Annotated in this window: 16 protein-coding genes and 1 pseudogene; 9 read left to right on the top strand and 8 right to left on the bottom strand. The window is 72.1% G+C overall.

What is annotated here, in order from left to right:
- Positions 1-108: 108 nt before the first annotated feature.
- A complete protein-coding gene (locus GWK25_RS39910; protein WP_215456371.1) occupies positions 109-777 on the top strand; it encodes a pentapeptide repeat-containing protein in 669 nt (222 codons plus the stop codon).
- Positions 778-966: 189 nt separating this feature from the next.
- On the opposite strand, the gene GWK25_RS39905 is transcribed toward GWK25_RS39910, so the two are convergent.
- A complete protein-coding gene (locus tag GWK25_RS39905; RefSeq protein ID WP_215456370.1) occupies positions 967-1,467 on the bottom strand; it encodes a hypothetical protein in 501 nt (166 codons plus the stop codon).
- Positions 1,468-1,474: 7 nt separating this feature from the next.
- Between GWK25_RS39905 and GWK25_RS39900 the strand changes: the two genes are divergently transcribed.
- The gene (locus GWK25_RS39900) at positions 1,475-2,962 is read left to right on the top strand and encodes a M1 family metallopeptidase (RefSeq protein ID WP_215456369.1); all 1,488 of its coding nucleotides are present in this window, start codon (positions 1,475-1,477) and stop codon (positions 2,960-2,962) included.
- Positions 2,963-3,144: 182 nt separating this feature from the next.
- Here GWK25_RS39900 and GWK25_RS39895 read toward each other — a convergent pair whose 3' ends face one another.
- Positions 3,145-4,203, bottom strand: a complete 1,059-nt coding sequence (locus GWK25_RS39895) for a GNAT family N-acetyltransferase (RefSeq protein WP_374200718.1) — start codon at positions 4,201-4,203, stop codon at positions 3,145-3,147.
- Positions 4,204-4,294: 91 nt separating this feature from the next.
- Between GWK25_RS39895 and GWK25_RS39890 the strand changes: the two genes are divergently transcribed.
- On the top strand, positions 4,295-4,957 hold the full coding sequence (locus GWK25_RS39890) for a hypothetical protein (RefSeq protein ID WP_308404438.1): 663 nt from the start codon (positions 4,295-4,297) through the stop codon (positions 4,955-4,957).
- A 73-nt stretch (positions 4,958-5,030) separates the two neighbouring features.
- Here GWK25_RS39890 and GWK25_RS39885 read toward each other — a convergent pair whose 3' ends face one another.
- Positions 5,031-5,606, bottom strand: coding sequence for a TerD family protein (locus GWK25_RS39885; protein WP_119103030.1), 576 nt, complete (start codon positions 5,604-5,606; stop codon positions 5,031-5,033).
- A 193-nt stretch (positions 5,607-5,799) separates the two neighbouring features.
- On the opposite strand from GWK25_RS39885, the gene arfB reads away from it, so the two are divergent.
- Positions 5,800-6,228, top strand: coding sequence for an alternative ribosome rescue aminoacyl-tRNA hydrolase ArfB (arfB, locus tag GWK25_RS39880; RefSeq protein ID WP_215456366.1), 429 nt, complete (start codon positions 5,800-5,802; stop codon positions 6,226-6,228).
- 15 nt (positions 6,229-6,243) lie between these two features.
- Here the strand turns inward: arfB and GWK25_RS39875 are convergent, their stop codons facing one another.
- On the bottom strand, positions 6,244-6,756 hold the full coding sequence (locus GWK25_RS39875) for a flavin reductase family protein (RefSeq protein ID WP_215456365.1): 513 nt from the start codon (positions 6,754-6,756) through the stop codon (positions 6,244-6,246).
- 482 nt (positions 6,757-7,238) lie between these two features.
- On the opposite strand from GWK25_RS39875, the pseudogene cdgB reads away from it, so the two are divergent.
- Together cdgB and GWK25_RS39865 are read left to right on the top strand one after the other, a co-directional pair.
- Positions 7,239-9,013 (top strand): annotated as a pseudogene (gene cdgB / locus GWK25_RS39870) (diguanylate cyclase CdgB).
- A 213-nt stretch (positions 9,014-9,226) separates the two neighbouring features.
- On the top strand, positions 9,227-10,219 hold the full coding sequence (locus GWK25_RS39865) for a carbohydrate-binding protein (protein ID WP_215456364.1): 993 nt from the start codon (positions 9,227-9,229) through the stop codon (positions 10,217-10,219).
- 10 nt (positions 10,220-10,229) lie between these two features.
- Here GWK25_RS39865 and GWK25_RS39860 read toward each other — a convergent pair whose 3' ends face one another.
- The 3 genes from GWK25_RS39860 to GWK25_RS39850 form a co-directional block, all read right to left on the bottom strand.
- Positions 10,230-11,156 carry a 1-phosphofructokinase family hexose kinase gene (locus GWK25_RS39860; protein WP_215456363.1) on the bottom strand — a complete coding sequence of 309 codons (927 nt, stop codon included), beginning with the start codon at positions 11,154-11,156 and terminating at the stop codon, positions 10,230-10,232.
- A 163-nt stretch (positions 11,157-11,319) separates the two neighbouring features.
- Positions 11,320-12,591 carry an N-acetylglucosamine-6-phosphate deacetylase gene (gene nagA, locus GWK25_RS39855; RefSeq protein WP_215456362.1) on the bottom strand — a complete coding sequence of 424 codons (1,272 nt, stop codon included), beginning with the start codon at positions 12,589-12,591 and terminating at the stop codon, positions 11,320-11,322.
- On the bottom strand, positions 12,591-13,583 hold the full coding sequence (locus tag GWK25_RS39850) for an ROK family protein (protein WP_308404437.1): 993 nt from the start codon (positions 13,581-13,583) through the stop codon (positions 12,591-12,593). The genes nagA and GWK25_RS39850 overlap by 1 nt, the downstream gene beginning before the upstream one ends.
- 262 nt (positions 13,584-13,845) lie before the next feature.
- On the opposite strand from GWK25_RS39850, the gene GWK25_RS39845 reads away from it, so the two are divergent.
- The 3 genes from GWK25_RS39845 (at position 13,846) to otsB (ending at position 16,501) form a co-directional block, all read left to right on the top strand.
- The gene (locus GWK25_RS39845) at positions 13,846-15,066 is read left to right on the top strand and encodes an ABC transporter substrate-binding protein (RefSeq protein ID WP_215457910.1); all 1,221 of its coding nucleotides are present in this window, start codon (positions 13,846-13,848) and stop codon (positions 15,064-15,066) included.
- 314 nt (positions 15,067-15,380) lie between these two features.
- Positions 15,381-15,608: a DUF3263 domain-containing protein gene (locus GWK25_RS39840; protein WP_184892514.1), complete on the top strand. Its 228-nt coding sequence runs from the start codon at positions 15,381-15,383 to the stop codon at positions 15,606-15,608.
- 17 nt (positions 15,609-15,625) lie between these two features.
- Positions 15,626-16,501 (top strand): trehalose-phosphatase, encoded by an 876-nt coding sequence (gene otsB, locus GWK25_RS39835; protein ID WP_215457909.1) that lies wholly within the window; start codon positions 15,626-15,628, stop codon positions 16,499-16,501.
- Between the two features lie 97 nt (positions 16,502-16,598).
- Here otsB and GWK25_RS39830 read toward each other — a convergent pair whose 3' ends face one another.
- Positions 16,599-18,008: a trehalose-6-phosphate synthase gene (locus GWK25_RS39830; protein WP_215456360.1), complete on the bottom strand. Its 1,410-nt coding sequence runs from the start codon at positions 18,006-18,008 to the stop codon at positions 16,599-16,601.
- Between the last annotated feature and the right edge of the window lie 158 nt (positions 18,009-18,166).

Here is an 18,166-nt window from a genome sequence, read left to right as displayed (position 1 = left end):
GCGGGTACGACGGATCGGGGACGCCGGGACGTGACATCGGTCGGGGGCAGGCGTCGGGGTCGGGGCGTGTTCGGGGGGATTGTCAGTGGTGAGGTGCACGATGGGGGCATGGTGCGGGCGAGTTCGGTGGTGAAGGCGGCGCGGCGGCCGGAGGTGCGGTTGCCGGTGCTGGAGGCGTACGCGGGCGGGGAGTTGGAGCCCGACGGGGACTACGACGGGCTGGAGTTCCGGGAGGAGGACTTCGTCGGGCAGGACGGCGGGGGTGCGCGGTTCATGGACTGCGCGCTGACGGGGTGCGCGCTGGACGAGACACGGCTGCACCGGGCGCGGGTGCTCGACTCCGTCCTCACGGGGATACGGGGCGTCGGGACGGACCTGTCCGAGGCGACGTTGCGGGATGTCGAGGTGGTGGAGGCTCGGCTGGGTGGGGTGCAGCTGCACGGGGCCGTGCTGGAGCGGGTGCTGGTGCGCGGGGGGAAGATCGACTTCCTGAATCTGCGGGAGGCGCGGCTCAAGGATGTCGTGTTCGAGGACTGTGTGCTGGTCGAGCCGGACTTCGGGGGTGCGCGGCTGGAGCGGGTCGCGTTTGTGGGGTGTGCGGTGAAGGGGGCCGACCTGAGTGGGGTGAGCCTGGTGGACGTGGATCTGCGGGAGGCCGCGTCGGTGGAGATCGCTCGGGGGGTGGGGCGGTTGTCGGGGGCCGTGATCAGTGCGGCGCAGTTGATGGATCTGGCGCCGGTGCTGGCGGCAGAGATGGGGATTCGGGTGGAGGGGTGAGGGGGGTGTTGCGCGGGGCGCCTGATAGCTCGGGGGTTCGGGTGCGTTGACGGGTGCGGGTCCGGTGGGGCGTCTCGCGCGGCCCTTTCGGGCCGAAAAAGCAGGGGCGTAGCCCCGCTTTTTCAGGGGCGCGGGGAACTGCGCGAGAAGCTCCACACACCCGCGGACGAAGCTCGCCGCCCAAAACCCCTACGGCACCCGGGGAAACCGCGCCTGCAACGTCCAGATCGCCGGATTCTCGGCGAGCGCGTCGTGCAGATCGCACAGGTCGGCGATGACGTCGTGGAGGAAGTCGCGGGCCTCGCGGCGGAGTTCGGCGTGGGAGAAGGTGAGCGGGGCCTCCTCCGCTGGCATCCAGTCGGCCTCGACGTCCACCCACCCGAAGCGGCGCTCGAAGAGCATCCGGTCCGTGGACTCGGTGAAGTCGAGTTCCGCGTACTGGGGCCGGGAGGCGCGGGACCCCGCGGGGTCCTGGTCGAGCTGTTCCACGATGTCGCACAGCGCCCACGCGAAGTCCAGCACCGGCACCCATCCCCAGGCTGTGGACAGCTCCCGGTCCGCCTTCGTGTCGGCGAGGTAGACGTCACCGCAGAACAGGTCGTGCCGCAGCGCGTACACGTCGGCCCGGCGGTAGTCCGTCTGCGGCGGGTCCGGGAAGCGGTTGGAGAGGGCGTAGCCGATGTCGAGCACGTAGGCGATGGTGCCATGTCCTCATAGGATCGCCGACGTGCCCCGATCCGCACCGGTTGTCCCGGCCGTCCTGCTCACCGCCGCGCTGGCCCTGACCCTCACTTCGTGCACCGGGGGCGGCGACGCCGGGGCGGCCCGGGGCTCCGCCGGTCTCCGGGACCCCTACTTCCCCCGGCTCGGCAACGGCGGCTACGACGCCGCCCACTACGCCCTCACCCTCGCCTACGACCCCGAGGCGGACGCCCCGCTGCGCGGCACCGCCGTCATCACCGCACGGGCGACACAGGACCTCGCCTCCTTCAACCTCGACCTCAAGGGGCTGGACGTCGAGTCCGTCGCCGTCGACGGTGTGACGGCGCGGTGGAAGCGGGCCGGGCAGGAGCTGACCGTCACCCCCGCGCACGCCGGCCTCGACGAGGGGGAGACGTTTCGTACGACCGTGCGCTACTCCGGCGCCCCGGAGACGCTCACCGATCCCGACGGCTCCCGCGAGGGCTGGCTGCCCACCGCCGACGGAGCCCTCGCGCTCGGCGAACCGGCGGGCTCGACGACCTGGTTCCCCGGCAACCACCACCCGTCCGACAAGGCCGCCTACGACCTCACGGTCACCGTCCCCGAGGGCCTGCACGCCGTCTCCAACGGGGAGCTGCGGCGGGAGTCCACCGAGGACGGCCGTACGACCTTCTCCTGGCGCACCGCCGAACCGATGGCGAGCTACGTGGCCACGCTGGCGATCGGCACGTACGAGATCCGGCGCTCGACGGCGGGCGGGGGAGAAGGAGAGCGCTCGGGGCGGCTCCCCGTGTACGTCGCCGTCGATCCGTCCCAGGCCGAGGACAGCCGTGCCGTGCTCGGGCGGATTCCCGAGGTCGTCGCATGGGCGGAGAGGTACTTCGGTCCGTATCCCTTCTCCTCGACCGGGGCGATCGTCGACAGGCCGGAGGACTCGGCGTACGCGCTGGAGACCCAGAACCGGCCCGTCTTTCCCGGTGCCCCCGACCTCTCCCTCCTCGTCCATGAACTGGCCCACCAGTGGTACGGCGACTCGGTCACCCCGAAGAGCTGGCGGGACATGTGGCTCAACGAGGGGTTCGCGACGTACGCCGAGTGGCTGTGGGAGGAGGACCACGGGGGTGACAGCGCCCAGGAGATCTTCGACGCGCTGTACGCGGGCGACCACTTCCCGGACGCCGCCTCGAACGAGGCCGTCTGGGACTTCCCGCCCGCGCGCCCGCCGAGCGCCGCCCGGATCTCCGACAGCCCGGTGTACGAACGCGGCGCCATGGTCCTGCACAAGGTCCGCGAGGCCGTCGGCGACGGCGCCTTCTTCGAGCTGATCCGGGGCTGGGCGGCCGCGCACCGCCACGGCAACGCGGACACGGCCGACTTCACGGCGTATGCGGAGAAGTTCGCGGAGGAGGCGGCGCCGGGCGCGGATCTGACGCCGGTCTGGGACGATTGGCTGTACGGGGACGGAAAGCCTCCGTCGGCTTGATCCCACCGCCGTGACCGGCCACCGGCTTTCAAGTGATCCATCTCCGCCGAGGTCAGGCGGGCGGAATGTTGGAAGGTGGGCAGCGCGCGGCGCGGTTCGCTCTGCTGACGGTCGTGCAACTGATGGCGGGGATCTTCGCCGGCCAAGACCGGAGGAACGGAAACGGCTCTGCGAAGCGGTCGTCAGGCCGGCCCGGTTCCGCTGACGTCGGCCGGCGCCGGCGGGGTGTCCCCGGCGTCGACGGCCGCCTCGAGCTCCGCCAGCAGCCGGGGCAGTTCCGGCGGCCACACGGGCTCGGCCGCCGGGTCGGCCAGGTCGGAGGGGGTCCACCAGCGCCAGGTCAGGATGCCCTCCTCGGCGCGGGAGGTGGTGAGGAGGCCGCCGACCGGCTCGCGGCGGGGGCCCCGGGCCACATAGATGTCGTCGTACTGGCGGACGCGGACTCCGGCGCGGGTGAAGTCGTGCTCCCAGGAGCAGAGGAAGGCGCCCGGCTCCACGTCCGTCCAGCCCGTCTCCTCGCGCAGCTCCCGCAGGGCGCCCTCGCGCGGTGACTCGCCTTCCTCCAGACCGCCGCCGGGCAGGGCCCAGTGCGGGCCCGTCTCGTCGTCGAGGTACCGGAAGAGGAAGACGGCACCCTCCGGATCGAGTACGGCGATCCGCGCGGCCCGGCGCGATCGGCGCGGCGGCTCGCTCGACGGTTCGCTCAGCGCCTTGCGCAACACCGTGCACGGGCGCCCCAGTTGGCGGTCCCGGCGGTGTTCGACGACCTCGTAGCCGAGGGAGGCCCAGAACGCCAGGGCGCCGGGGTTGTTGTCGAGCGCCGCCAGCCGTACGGCGGTACGCCCGGCCCGCCGGAACCGTTCTGCCACGAGGGTCGCCAACTCGCGCCCGTGTCCCCGCCGCTGAGCCCCGGCGTCGACGAGCAGCAGCCCGATCCACGGGTCGGGGTCGGCCGGATCGGGATGGCGCGCGAGGGTGATGGCGACCCCGACGAGCCGCCGGGGGGCGGGGCCGTCCCCATCCTCCGCGCCCTCCCTCGCGAGCAGGATCTCCACATCCGGGTTGGCCAGTTCCACCGACAGGGCCGCGGCCACCTGTTCGGGACGGATGTCGTTCGCGTCCGGGAAGTCACCGCTCAGGGCGTAGAAGTCGCGGTTGGAGGCGTACAGGGCGGTGAGTTCGGCGAGGAGGGGCCCGGGAACGGTTCCGTCCGCGGCCGTACGGAGGGTTTCGAGCAGCAGCATGCCCGCACGTTACCGATCGGGGTTCCCGTCGGGGGGCCTACAGTTCCTCCGGATACGCAGGGAGCGGAGGGGGCGTGTGGAACAGCGCGTGCGCGTGCACAGGGCGCGGCTGGGCGGCGACGAGTTCCGGGTGATCCGGCCGACCCCGTCGGCGGCACGGCTGGCGCTGCGCGACGACCACCACTGGCTGTCGATGTACGTCGACCGGGCCGGTGCGGAGCGGCTTGTCGCCCTGTGGGCGCTGGCCGCCCGGTCCGCCCGCTCGCTGGTCCATCTGCCGCTCCGGGCGGCGGCCGTTCCCGACGGTGCCGGCAGCGGCGGCGACGGCGAACCCGTCGCGCTGGACCTGGTCCTGGTCCATCACAGCCTGCGGTTCCCGACCGCCTCGTGGAAGGAGGTGCGGTCCCGGCTCGACGCCGGTCGGCCCCAGACCACGGCGACACCGGAGCGGGACTTCCCGGACGAGGACGCCATCGACTACGGGAGATGGCACCACCGTTCGTACCGCGACCAGCTCGCCTTCGACATCGCGGCGCACACCCTGTTCGTCGTGGGCAGCCCCACCGCGTTCCGCGAGCGGGGCGCCGCGCTGCGGGGGCTCGTCGACGAGGCGCCGTCGTTCCCGCACCGGCACCCCGGCGCGGGGCATTTCTGCGTCGAACTCGACCCGGGGCCCTGGTCCCGGATACGGAACCGGCGGCGTGTCCCCGCCTCGCTGCACGTCCAGTACTGCGCCGACTGGCGCGTATGACGGCCGAAGGCCCCGCCGTGCGCCGGCGGGGCCTTCGGTGAAGCGGTGGAGCGGTCGTGCGGTGGTGCGGGACTCAGACGTTGACGCCGAAGTCCTGGGCGATGCCGACCAGACCCGAGGCGTAGCCCTGGCCGACCGCGCGGAACTTCCACTCCGCGCCGTTGCGGTACAGCTCGCCGAAGACCATGGCGGTCTCGGTGGCGGCGTCCTCGGAGAGGTCGTACCGGGCGATCTCGGCGCCGCCGGCCTGGTTGACGATACGGATGTAGGCGTTGCGGACCTGGCCGAAGTTCTGCGAGCGGTTCTCGGCGTCGTAGATGGAGACCGGGAAGACGATCTTGTCGACGTCGGCGGGGAGGCCCGCCAGGTTGACGTTGATCGCCTCGTCGTCGCCCGCGCCCTCGCCCGTGCGGTTGTCGCCGGTGTGGACGATGGTCTGGTCCGGGGTCTGCTTGTTGTTGAAGAAGACGAAGTGGCCGTCCGAGTAGACCTTGCCCTGCGTGTTGACCGCGATCGCGGAGGCGTCGAGGTCGAAGTCCGTGCCGGTGGTGGTGCGGACGTCCCAGCCGAGGCCCACGGTGACGGCGGTCAGGCCCGGAGCCTCCTTGGTGAGCGAGACGTTGCCACCCTTGGACAGGCTTACAGCCATGGTTGGGAGTCCTTCCCTCGTTGCGTACGTGCCATACGGGCTTCGTGCCGGGGACGAAGCTACCTGTACCCCTATGAACGTCGGGAGGGGCGCCAGAGGTTCCAGCGGTTTTTACTTTCTTTACCCGTGGAACCGGTGCGGGTGCGGTGAAAAGGACGTGACGTGGACCGGACATCCGGGCGACCATGGGGGCATGTCCGGTCCTTACGTCATCCGTGGCTCCGTCTCGCTTCCCGAGGCCGAGCTCATGTGGCGTTTCTCCCGGTCCTCCGGTCCCGGCGGACAGCATGTCAACACCAGTGACTCGCAGGTCGAGCTGCGGTTCGACCTCGCGAACACCGAGGCGCTGCCCGAGGTGTGGAAGGCGCGGGCGCTGGAGCGGCTCGCGTCGAGGCTCGTCGACGGGGTGGTCAGCGTCCGCTCCTCCGAGCACCGTTCGCAGTGGCGCAACCGGGAGACCGCCGCCGTACGGCTGGCCGCGCTGCTCGCGGAGGCGACGGCGCCGCCGCCCAAGCCGCGCCGGGCGACCCGTATCCCGCGCGGGATCAACGAGCGTCGGCTGCGGGAGAAGAAGCAGCGTTCGGACACGAAGCGGGGCCGGTCGGGGCGGGACTGGGGCTGAGGGCCGGGGCCCGGCCTACTGGGAGAGCTGCCGGTAGCGGCCGCGGAAGTAGGTGAGGGGGCCTGCGTCCGGGCCCGGGAGGGTCGCGGCCAGGACTCTGCCGATGACCAGGGTGTGGTCGCCCGCGGTGACGCGTTGTTCCGTCTGGCACTCCAGGGTGGCCAGGGCGCCGTCGATCAGGGGCGCGCCGGTCGCCTCGCCCCGGGTGTGGGGGATCGAGTCGAAGAGGAGGCGGTCGCTCACGCGGTTTCGCATGGCGAAGCGTGCCGCGACGGTGTGCTGGTGGTCCGAGAGGACGGAGACCGCCCACCGGGGCTGCTCGGCGAGCAGGTCGTCCATGCGGGAGCCCTCGCGCAGGCTCACCAGGACGAGGGGCGGGTCGAGGGAGACGGACATGAAGGAGGTGGCCGTCATGCCCACGTCCTCGCCGCGCGGCCCGTCCGGATCCAGCGCCGCCTCGTGCGCGGTCAGCAGGACCACGCCCGCCGCCAGTCGGGACATCGCGGCACGGAACTCGTCTTCGCTCACTCCCTCAGCATGCCCGCCGGGGAGGGGACGGGGGGCGGCCGGGGTGCGCTGGGCCACGGGCGCGTTTGCGAGAGGAACTGTCTTCGGCACGCTCGCACGCTAGTCCGCCGCACCGGCCCCTCGCATCGGGCCGACGCCCGACCCCGCCCCGGACCTGCGACCTAGGACGGCCGCCGTAAGCGGCTGGTCAAGGTCGCTCACAGTGCCTACACAGAGTTCTGAATCCTGTTCAGGAAGCGCACGTGGGAAACGCACAAACTCCACTCAATTGCTCATGTTCTGCTGTGACTTGAGTCACAGGTGCCATATTTTGTTGACCCTGTGTACCGAGTGGGCTTCGCGCTGTGATTCAGTGGCGGGGAAAGCTGGAACCTGTAAGCGGGAACTGTAAGCGGTTGTAAGCCCGCGAGTTAAGCGCGTCGAGCAGGTTCCGCAGGTTACCTGGAGCCTGGAGCTGCCACGAGATCTCGGGGGGAGGGCGAATGGAGACCGAGTCGGAGCCCTACGTCCGTCTGACGACGCTGCGGCAGCTGCACCAGGTGATGGCGGACATGAACACCGCGCGCAGCCTGGCCGACACGCTGCAGACCGTCGCCGACGGTGTGGTCAACGGCCTGGGCTACGAACTGGCCTGCGTCAACCTCGTCCGCCCCGACGGCGACCTGGTCGTCGCCGCCCCGACGGCGACCTGGTCGTCGCCGCCCTCTCCGGCAACAGCGCGGCCGAGGCCCTGATCACCGGCCGCGTAGGCTCCCGCGCGTCCTGGGACCGTCGGCTGAACATGGGCGAAGCCTGGGGCGACCTGCGGTTCATACCGCACACCGAGGGCTGGGTGCTCGACGAGGACGACGTCCCCCAGTGGTACACCGACGGCCCCGCGCCCCGCTTCGAGGACGAGTGGCACCCCTCCGACCGGCTCTTCGCTCCGATGTACACCCCGGGCGCCGGCGGCGCCTCCTGCGGCGAGCTGCTCGGGGTCATTTCCGTGGACCGGCCGCGAAACGGTCGCCGACCGGGCGCGTGGGGACGCGAAGCGCTCCAGATGTACGCCTTCCAGGCCGCCATCGCGATCAGTAACGCTCGGCTGCGCGCCAACATGCAGCGCGCACTGGTCAGGCTCGAAAGGGAGCAGCAGGCGCTGCGCGCCAGCGAGGAATCCTTCCGCCAGGCGTTCGAATACGCCCCGAGCGGTATGGCCATCGCGGAGATGGGCGGCGACCAGCACGGCCGGCTCCTGCGGACCAACGACGCCCTGTGCCGGCTGCTGGGCCGGCCCGCCTCCGCCATGCGGCGGTACGCCTTCTCCGACCTCGTCCACCCCGAGGACATAGGCACCCTCCTGCGGACCTCCGCCGAGGGCGGGCGCGCCGAGCTGCGCCTCGGGCGCCGCGACGGGACGTACGTGTGGGTGTCCCTGCGCAACAGTGTGGTCGCGGACGCCGCCGACGGGCCCCGCTTCCTGCTCACCCACGTCGAGGACATCGAGGAGCGCAAGCGGCGTGAGCTCCAGCTCGCGCACCGGGCCTCGCACGACGCCCTCACGGGCCTGCCGAACTCCGCCGAGCTGCGCTCGCGCCTGTCCGCCCGTATCTGCCAGCGCCCCCAGTCCCTCCCGGCCGGCGCGGCGGCCGACTCCATGAACGCGGCCTTCGGGCAGTTCGGCGAGCAGGGCGAGGGGGGCGATTTCGGGGAGTACGGCGCCGAGCACGCGGCGCGGCTGCCGCACCCGTCGTTCGACGCCTACGAGGCCGCCGGGCACAGCGGGCACGCCTTCGACTTCCACGCGGTCGGCAGGCCGTACGACGCCTTCGACCACCATGTGCACGCCGTCGCGCCCGAGGACGATCGGGACGACGGGACCAAGGGGCTCGCGGTGCTCTTCTGCGACCTCGACGGGTTCAAGTCGATCAACGACCGGTTCGGGCACAACGCGGGCGACGCCGTCCTCATCGAGGTGGCCCGGCGGCTCAGCCGGGGTGTGCGCGACGGCGACACCGTGGCCCGGCTCGGCGGTGACGAGTTCGTCGTCCTCGCCGACGGGCTCGGCCGCGCCGACGCCCAGGACCTCGCCGTACGCCTGCGCAACGAGATCATCCAGCCGATTCGCGTCGACGGCCGCGCGATGCGCGTCGGGGCCAGTTTCGGCATCGGATGGGCCCACTGCGGAATGACGGCGGACGAGGTGTTGAAATCAGCTGACGAGCGGATGTACGTCGAGAAACGATCTCGTCCCAGACAGCACAGGCGGGCCGGATAGAGCCCGGTGTGACAGCGGAGACACCGGGACGGAAGCCCAGGTCAGAGCCCGCTGGCGGCTGAAAAGCGCCTGGTCGGCGCTGGGCCGGCCGGGCGATGAGGTCCGAGTCACCCGTTTGGGCCAGCGCGAGCGGGTAGGCTCGCTGTCCTACACCCCCACGCACCAACCCGCCACCCGTACGTGTATGTACCGCACCGCTGAGGAGACCTAGGGATGACGCCCGGCAACAACGGCGCGAGCACGCCCGAGGACGACGACCCGTTCGGCTACCTCTACGCCGACGGGCAGGCCCGAGGAGCCCAGCCGCCCACGGGGAGCTACGGCTACCCGAACGCGGTCAACCGGGTCCGACCGGTCGGCGAGCGGCAGTACGGACAGCAGACGCAGCAGGCGCCCCAGGCCGCCACCGCGCAGTACGGGCAGGTCCCGCAGCAGGGATACGGCCAGCCGCAGGGCGCCCCTGGACAGCCGAACGCGCACTACCAGGCCCCCGAGAGCTTCTCCGGTGGCGCCCAGACGACGCGTCAGCAGAGCTACGGCAACGGCGGGGGCGGCGGCCGGGGCCGTGGCCCCAACACCAAGGGCCTCCTCATCGGCGCGATCGCCGTGGTGGCCGCCGTGGTGATCGGCATCAGCGTCGCCATGCTGGGCGGCGACGATTCCGACGGCGCCTCGGGCAACGACTCCGGTGCCTCCACCGGCCCCACCACCCAGGAGAGCGCCGACCCCAGCCCCTCGGCCAGCAAGACCAAGAAGCCCGAGACCGCCGAACTCCCCAAGGCCGAGGCCAAGACCCTCCTCCTCGGCGGCAACGCGGCCATCGCCTCCGACGTCCCCGGCGCGAAGTCGGAGGGCGGGTTCTATGTGGGGAACTTCAACTCGGTCGGGTCGTCGGTGACGTGGAAGACGGAGGACGTGCCGAAGACCGATTCCTACCGGCTGTACGTCGTCTACGGCGTGCCCGGCAAGAACGCCAACGCCACGCTCACGGTCAACGGCAAGGTCCAGAGCCGCCCGCTCAACTTGGAGAACTTCTCGAAGGCTCCGGAGGGCGACTACGAGAAGGGCTGGACCTACAGCTGGTCCGCCGTCCAGCTCAACAAGGGCACCAACGAGATCAAGATCTCGTGCGAGCAGGGCAACTCCTGCGACGTCAACATCGACCAGCTGTACCTGACCGGCAAGAACGAGGAAGGCGGGAACTGAGCGCCTTCGCTCACGCCGCCGTGACCTCCCCCGTCACCGTCACCTGGTCCACCAGTTCCTCGTACGCCTGACGGTCGAACTCGCCCGCCACCGGGGTCAGTACGGTCGCGGCCGACAGGGCCGTCGCGCGGGCCAGGCGGTCGGGCCAGGAGAGGCGGTCGACCAGGCCCGACAGGAGGCCCGCCACCGCCGAGTCGCCCGCGCCGGTCGGGTTGCCGCGCAGACGGCGGGGCGGGGTGGCACGCCAGAGGCCCTCGGGGGTGTGGGCGAGCAGACCGTCGGGGCCGAGGGAGGCGACGACCGCCTGCGCGCCGCGACGGCGGGCGTCCCGGGTCGCGCGGGACGGCTCGTGGGAGCCGGTGAGCTCGGCCAGTTCGTCGGTGTTCGGCTTCACCAGGTCGGGGCGGGCCGCCACCCCGCGCCGCAACGGCTCGCCGCTGGTGTCCAGCAGGACCGGCACGGACAGTGTGCGGGCCGTCCGGACCAGGCCCGCGTACGCCCCCACAGGCACCCCCGGCGGCAGACTTCCGCACAGGGCCACCACCGAGGCGGAGCGCAGCAGATCGACGTACGCCTCCTGGAAGGCGGACCACTCGGCGGGTGAGACGAGCGGGCCCGGTTCGTTGAGCTGAGTCGTGTCACCGCTCGCGTCGGCCACGGCGATCGTCCGGCGGGTCGCGCCCTCCACCGGCACCAGCGCGTCCACCACGCCCGCTGTGTGCGTGAGCCGGTCCTGCACGGCCCGGCCGGTCGCGCCGCCGACGAAACCGGTGACGGTCACCTCGTGGCCGAGCGCCGCCAGCACCCGGGCCACGTTCAGGCCCTTGCCGCCGGGCCGTTCGATGACATCGGTCACCCGGTGCGTGGTGTGGGGCCTGAGGTCCCGTACGCGGTAGGTGAGGTCGAGAGCGGTGTTCAGTGTGACCGTGAGGATCACCTGGGCCTACCCCCTTTGGTGCTCGTGGGCGCGCCTGCCGAGTATCAGGGTGCGCTCGCCCGGACGCGGTTGCGGAGGCTCGATCATGCCAAAAGAGCGGCGGTCGTCCCAGCCCTCCGGGACAACCGCCGCACTCCGCACCTCATGCCAACAACCAGCCGAATCACCCCAGTTGGGGATCGACCACCCATTCGCCCTTGCGCAGCACCCCCTTGAGGTCGAAGTGCGCGTCGAGGAGGACCAGGTCGGCGTCCTTGCCGGGGTCCAGGGAGCCCACGCGGTCGTAGAGGCCGAGGAGTTTCGCCGGGTTGGAGCAGAGGGCGGCGACGGCGTCCTCGACGGGGAGGCGGTCGAGGGTGACGGCCCGTTTGAAGGCGCGGTCCTGGGTGAGGGTCGAGCCGGCGATCGAGCCGCCCTCCACCAGACGGGCCACCCCGTCCACGACCTCGACGGCCAGCGGGCCCAGCGTGTAGCGGCCGTCGCCGAAGCCGGCGGCGTCCATGGCGTCGGTGATGAACGCGACGCGGTCCGCGCCCGCGTGACGGAACGCCAGCTGGAGGGCGGCGGGGTGGAGATGGGTGCCGTCGTTGATCAGCTCGACCGTGATCCGTTCGTCCTCCAGGAGCGCGGCGATCGGACCGGGGTCGCGGTGGCCGAGCGGTGGCATCGCGTTGAAGAGGTGGGTGGCCACGGTCGCGCCCGCGTCGATGGCCTGAACCGTCTGTTCGTACGTCGCGTCGGTGTGTCCGATCGCCGCGATGACGCCGTGTTCGGCGAGGAGCCGTACGGAGTCGAGGCCGCCGGGGAGTTCGGTGGCGAGGGTGACCATCGCGGCCCGGCCGCGCGCCGCGTCGATCAGCTTGCGGACCTCCGCCGGGTCGGGGTCGCGCAGGAGGGCCTCCGAGTGGGCGCCCTTGCGGCAGGGGGAGATGAAGGGGCCCTCGAAGTGGATGCCGGCGATGTCGCCCTGTTCGGCGAGTTCGGAGAGGAGGCCGGCGCGGTGGGCGAGGCCGTCCATGTCGTCGGTGACCGTGGAGGCGACGAGGGTGGTGGTGCCGTGCAGGCGGTGGGTGCGGATGCCCGTGAGCACCTCGTCGACGGTGCCGGAGGTGAAGGAGGCTCCGCCGCCGCCGTGGTTGTGGAGGTCGACGAAGCCGGGGACGATCCAGTGGCCGCGGACGTCGATGGTGCGGGCGTTCTCGGGGATGCCTTCGGTGATCTTGGTGCCGTCGATGGTGAGTCGGGCGTTTTTTGCCGTGCCGGTGGGGAGGACGACGTCGGCGCCTTCCAGGACGTAGGGACGCGCTGGGTTCGGCGACTGCGGGTGGGTGGGGGCTGGTCGCGCCCGCGCGCCGGCAGCCGCATGTTCAGCGCTGCCCCGTGCCCCTGACGGGGCGCTGGTTTCGGACCCTTGGTCGGAAAATGCGGGGGGCATCAGGCGGTTACCTCCGAAGGGTCCGTCGGGGTTGTGGGGCTCGTGGGGGCGATCAGGTCCCAGGCCATCAGGCCGGCGCCCAGGCTGCCCGCGGTGTCGCCCAGGGCCGCGGGGACGATGGTGGGGACCTTCTGGAAGGTCACCCGGTGTTCCACGGCGGCGCGGAGAGGGTCGAACAGGGTGTCACCGGCCTCCGCCAGGCCGCCGCCGATGATGAGGGTGCGGGGGTCGAGGAGAGTGAGGGCGGTGACGAGGCCGTCGGCGAGGGCGTCGACGGCGTGCTGCCAGACGGCGCTCGCGCGCGGGTCGCCCGACTCGACGGCCTTGGCGCAGTCCGCCGCGTCGGCCTCGGGTTCCCCGCACGTCTGCGCCCAGGCCTGGCTGACGGCCGCCGCCGAGGCGTACCGCTCCAGACAGCCGTACTGCCCGCAGGGGCACGGGATGCCCCCGGGCCGTACGACGACGTGGCCGATCTCGCCCGCGAAGCCGTGGGCGCCTGCCTCCACCCGGCCGTCGACGCCGATCGCGCCGGCGATCCCGGTGCCGAGCGCCACGAAGAGATAGCGGTCCGCGCCCCGGCCCGCGCCCACGCGCCCCTCCGCGAGCCCTCCGGTGCGTACGTCGTGGCCGAGGGCGACCGGGACGCCGAGGCGTTCGGTGAGGAGCGCGCGCAGCGGGACGTCGCGCCAGCCGAGGTTGGCGGCGTAGACGGCCGTGCCCCGCTCGGCGTCGACGATGCCGGGCACGGCGACGCCGGCGGCGAGGGCGGGCTCGCCGAAGTGCCGTTCGCCGTACGTGCGCAGCTCTGCGGCGAAGTCGAGGATCGACGCGACGACGGCTTCCGGCCCGCGCTCGCGTCCGGTCGCCCGGCGTGCCTGGTGCAGCAGGACGGGGGCCCCGGCGGGTGTACCCCCGGAGTCCGCGCTGTCGGCCCCGACCAGCGCGGCCTTCATCCCGGTGCCGCCCACGTCGAGGGCGATGACATGTCTCACGGAGGACAGTGTGGCCCTTGGACCCGCGAGAGGTCTAGTCCACTCGCGTGGTCTAGACCTCATGAGAGGAGTGGTGTAGACCTTATGGAGGGTTCGAGAAGTTGAGTGATCAACGGCCTTGAGCGGAGAGCCGGTGACTCAGGCTGGTTCACGCGGGGGCACGTGCGACGGGTTTGGGGCAGGACGAGTGCGAGAGCGGCAGCGGCGGACGAAGACGGGCGTCAGGAACAGCGGGACGGCGGTACTGACCGCGCTGGGACTGATGGCGACGCTTGCGGGCTGCGGTGCCTCGGCGGCCGACGGCCCCGGCGTCACCCTGGAACTGGTCGCCGCCGACTACGGCGACTCCAGGGCCAACAGCTCCCGGAAGTACTGGGACGACGTCGTGAAGGCGTACGAGAAGAAGACCCCGGGCGTCAAGGTCGACGTCACCGTGTACTCCTGGAACGACGTCGACCGCAAGGTCAAGGAGATGGTCGCCGCCGGTGAGGCGCCCGACATGGCGCAGGCGGGCACCTACGCGGACTACGCCGCCGCCGACCGGCTCTACGAGGTGGACGACCTGCTCTCCATCCCCGTCCAGGCCGGGTTCCTCCCCCAGCTCGCCGACGCCGGCAAGGTGCGGCGCGCCGCCTACGGGATGCCCTTCGCCGCGTCCACCCGCGTCCTCTTCTACAACAAGAAGCTCTTCGCCGAGGCGGGCCTCGACGGCGCCCCGCGCAACTGGAGCGAGCTGGCGGCCGACGCCGAGGCCCTCGACGAGGCCGGGGTCAAGACCCCCTACGCGCTGCCGCTCGGGCCCGAGGAGGCCCAGGCCGAGACCATGCAGTGGCTGCTCAGCGGCGGGGCGGGCTATGTCGACACCGTCGGCACCTACCGTCTCGACTCCGAGGAGAACGTCCGGACCTTCACCTGGCTCAAGGAGAAGCTCGTCGACCAGGGGCTCACCGGGCCCACCGCGCCGGCGGAGCTGAACCGGGCCGACGCGTTCGCGGCGTTCGCGCGCGGGGAGGTCGGCATGCTCAACGGGCACCCCAGCCTGATGCGGATGGCCGCGGACGAGGGGGTCGACTACGGGACGGCCGCCATGCCCGGGTACGGCGGCGGGCGGCACGCGACCATGGGGGTGGCCGACTGGATGATGGCCTTCAAGGAGAACGGCCACGGGGAGGAGATCGGGGACTTCCTCGACTTCGTCTACAGCGACGCGAACGTCCTCGACTTCTCCCGGGAGTACGACCTGCTGCCGGTGACCGTGTCGGCGTCCGAGGAGATGGCGGCGGACAAGGACGAGGCGGACCTCGCGCCGTTCCTCGACGCGTTGCCGGGCGCGGTGCTGCCGCCGGTGGGCAAGACGTCCTGGGCGGATGTCAGCGCGGCGGTCAAGGAGCAGATCGGGCGGGCGGTGCGGCCGGGAACTGATCCGGGGGTTGTGCTGGAGCAGTTGCAGAAGACGGCGAGTGTTGCGGACCGGGGGGAATAGGGCGCCCAGTAGCTCGGGGGTGCGTGTTTCGTTGGCGGGTGCGGGTTCGTGGGGCTTCGCGCGCAGTTCCCCGCGCCCCTGAAAGACCACGGCCCTGCGGGCCTGAAAGACCACGGCCCTGCGGGCCTGAGAGGCGACGGGGCTGCGGGCCTGAGAGGCGACGGGGCTGCGGGATGAAAAGCACGGGGCGCAGCCCCTGCTTTTCAGGGGCGCGGGGAACTGCGCGAGAAGCCCCACCGGCCGCCGGCCGCCGACGACACACGCACCCCCGAGCTGCTGGGCGCCCTGTCACACCCCTCCGTTACGGTCGTCCCATGGACGCGCTCGAACCCCGTGAACAGGCCATCCTCGCCGTGGAACGGCAGTCGTGGGCGGGGCCGGGGGCCAAGGAGCGGGCCATAAGGGAGCGGCTCGGGATCGCTCCCGTGCGGTACTACCAGCTCCTCAACGCCCTGCTCGACGACCCCCGCGCCCTCGCCCACGACCCGGTCACCGTCAACCGGCTGCGAAGGGTGCGAGAGGCCCGCCGCGAGGAGCGATGACGGATAGGGTCGAAGCCATGGGCAGCCACAAGGACGCAGAGAACACGCATCCGGCGAACTCCGGGGCCACCTTGCCGACACCCGTGACCCCCGCCGGGCGGGACGCGCTGGACGCGATCCTCCGACGACCCGGCCGCACGGTGATCGCGCTCGACTTCGACGGCACCCTCGCCCCCATCGTCCCCGACCCCGAACAGGCCCGCGCCCACCCCGACGCCGTGGCCGCGCTCGCCGCACTCGCCCCCAAGGTCGCCTCCGTCGCCGTGGTGACCGGTCGCCCCGCCGCCGTCGCCGTCCGCCACGGCGGCTTCGCCGGTGTCCCCGGACTGGAACACCTCGTCGTCCTCGGCCACTACGGCGCCGAACGCTGGGACGCCGTCACCGGCACCGTCAGCGCCCCCGCCCCGCACCCCGGTGTCGCCGCGGTCCGCGCGGAGCTCCCCGGGCTGCTGGACGGCGTCGGCGCGTGGCAGGGCACCTGGATCGAGGAGAAGGGCCGCGCGGTCGCCGTCCACACGCGCCGCGCCACCGACCCGCAGGCCGCCTTCGAAGCGCTGCGCGCCCCGCTGGCCGACCTCGCCGGCCGGCACGGCCTCATCGTCGAACCCGGCCGCATGGTCCTCGAACTGCGCCCCCCGGGCATGGACAAGGGCGTCGCCCTCCACGACTACCTCAAGGAGACCGCCGCGGAGTCCGTCCTCTACGCCGGCGACGACCTCGGCGACCTCCCCGCCTTCGCCACCGTCGAGAAACTCCGCACCGAGGGCACACCGGGCCTGCTGGTGTGCAGCGGCAGCGCGGAGGTGAGCGAGTTGTCGGAGCGCGCGGACCTGGTGGTGGACGGCCCGGCGGGCGTCGTCCACCTGCTGTCGACGATCGCCGAGCACGTGTAGCGACAGGGGGCCCGGTGCTTTTCAGGGGCGCGGGGAACTGCGGGAGAAACCCCACGCCCCACCGGACCCGCACTCGCCGACGAACCCCCCCGAGCTGTCAGGCGCCCTCCAACGCCCCCAACTGATCCAGGAACCACCGCGTCGGCGGCAATGCGGTCGCCGCCGCGACGAGCCGCTTCGTCCGCTCCGCCCGCTCCGCCGCCGGCTGGCGCAACGCCTCGTGCAGGGCGGCGGCCGTGCCCACCACGTCGTAGGGGTTCACCACCAGCGCGTCGTCGCCCAGCTCCTCGTACGCCCCGGCCTCCCGTGACAGCACGAGGGCGCACCCCTCGTCGGAGACGACCGGCACCTCCTTGGCGACGAGGTTCATGCCGTCCCGGATGGGGTTCACCAGGGCCACGTCGGCGAGCCGGTAGGCCGCGAGGGAGCGCGCGAAGTCGTCCTTCAGGTGGAGGACGACCGGGGTCCAGTCCGGCGTCCCGTACCGCTCGTTGATGTCGTCCGCGACCCGCTGGACCTCGGTCATGTAGTCCCGGTACACCGCGAGGTCCTGCCGCGACGGGTAGGCGAGGGCGATGTGCACGACGCGCTCGCGCCAGTCCGGCCGCTCGTCGAGAAGCTGCCGGAAGGCGTGCAGGCCGCGCACGATGTTCTTGGAGAGTTCCGTACGGTCGACGCGGACGATGGTGCGGCGCGGGGAGCCGTCGGGGGCCGTACCGATCTGCTCCCGCAGCGTGGCCATGCGGTCGTCGACGTCCGCCTGGTGGGCGCGGGCCCGCAGGAAGTCCGCGTCGGCGCCCAGGCCGTGCACGCCGATCCGGGTGCCGGACGGGGCATCGGGGCCGAGGACGGCGCGCGCGCACTCGGTGAACGCGTCCGCCCACCGCCGGGTGAGGAACGCGGCCCGGTCGGCGCCGAGGATGCCGTCGAGCACCTGGGCGGCGATGTCGTCGGGCAACAGCCGGAAGTACTCGACGGGCGCCCACGGGGTGTGGGAGAAGTGACCGATCCGCAGGTCGGGGCGGAGCTCGCGGAGCATCCGGGGGACCAGGGTCAGGTGGTAGTCCTGCACGAGCACGGACGCGCCGTCCGCCGCCTCCTGGGCGAGGGCCTCGGCGAAGGCGCGGTTGTACGTCTCGTACGACGCCCACTGGCGCCGGAACTCCGCGTCGAAGGACGGCTCCAGCGGGGTCTGGTACAGCATGTGGTGCACGAACCACAGCGTGGAGTTGGCGACGCCGTTGTACGCGTCGTGGTGCACGTCGGCGGGGATGTCGAGCATGCGGACGCCGGGCTCGCCGACACCGCGGCGTACGGCCTCGCGGTCGCCGTCGCCGAGGGCGGAGCACACCCAGACGGCCCCCGCGTCCGGGTCGATCGCGGAGAGGCCCGAGACGAGGCCGCCACCGCCGCGCTTCGCTGTGAGGGCGCCGGATTCGTCCTCGGTGTACGTGATGGGGCCGCGGTTGGAGGCGACGAGGATCCGCGCGCTGTGCGTCGATGCCATACGGCTCAACCTAGCCCCTGGGTTCGCCGGTCAAACGTACGGTTCGGCCGTCTACGGGGTGCCTATGGGGCAGGGGGTGCGTGTTGCGTGGGCGGCTGCGGGTGAGTGGGGGCTTCTCGCGCAGTTCCCCGCGCCCCTAGAAGCCCAGGCCCTGCGGG

Origin of the sequence: Streptomyces sp. ATCC 21386 (assembly GCF_018728545.1) — a bacterium.
Classification (GTDB): Bacteria; Actinomycetota; Actinomycetes; order Streptomycetales; family Streptomycetaceae; genus Streptomyces.
The sequence above is the reverse complement of the archived record's forward strand: the minus strand, read 5'-3'. Positions and strand labels throughout refer to the sequence as shown.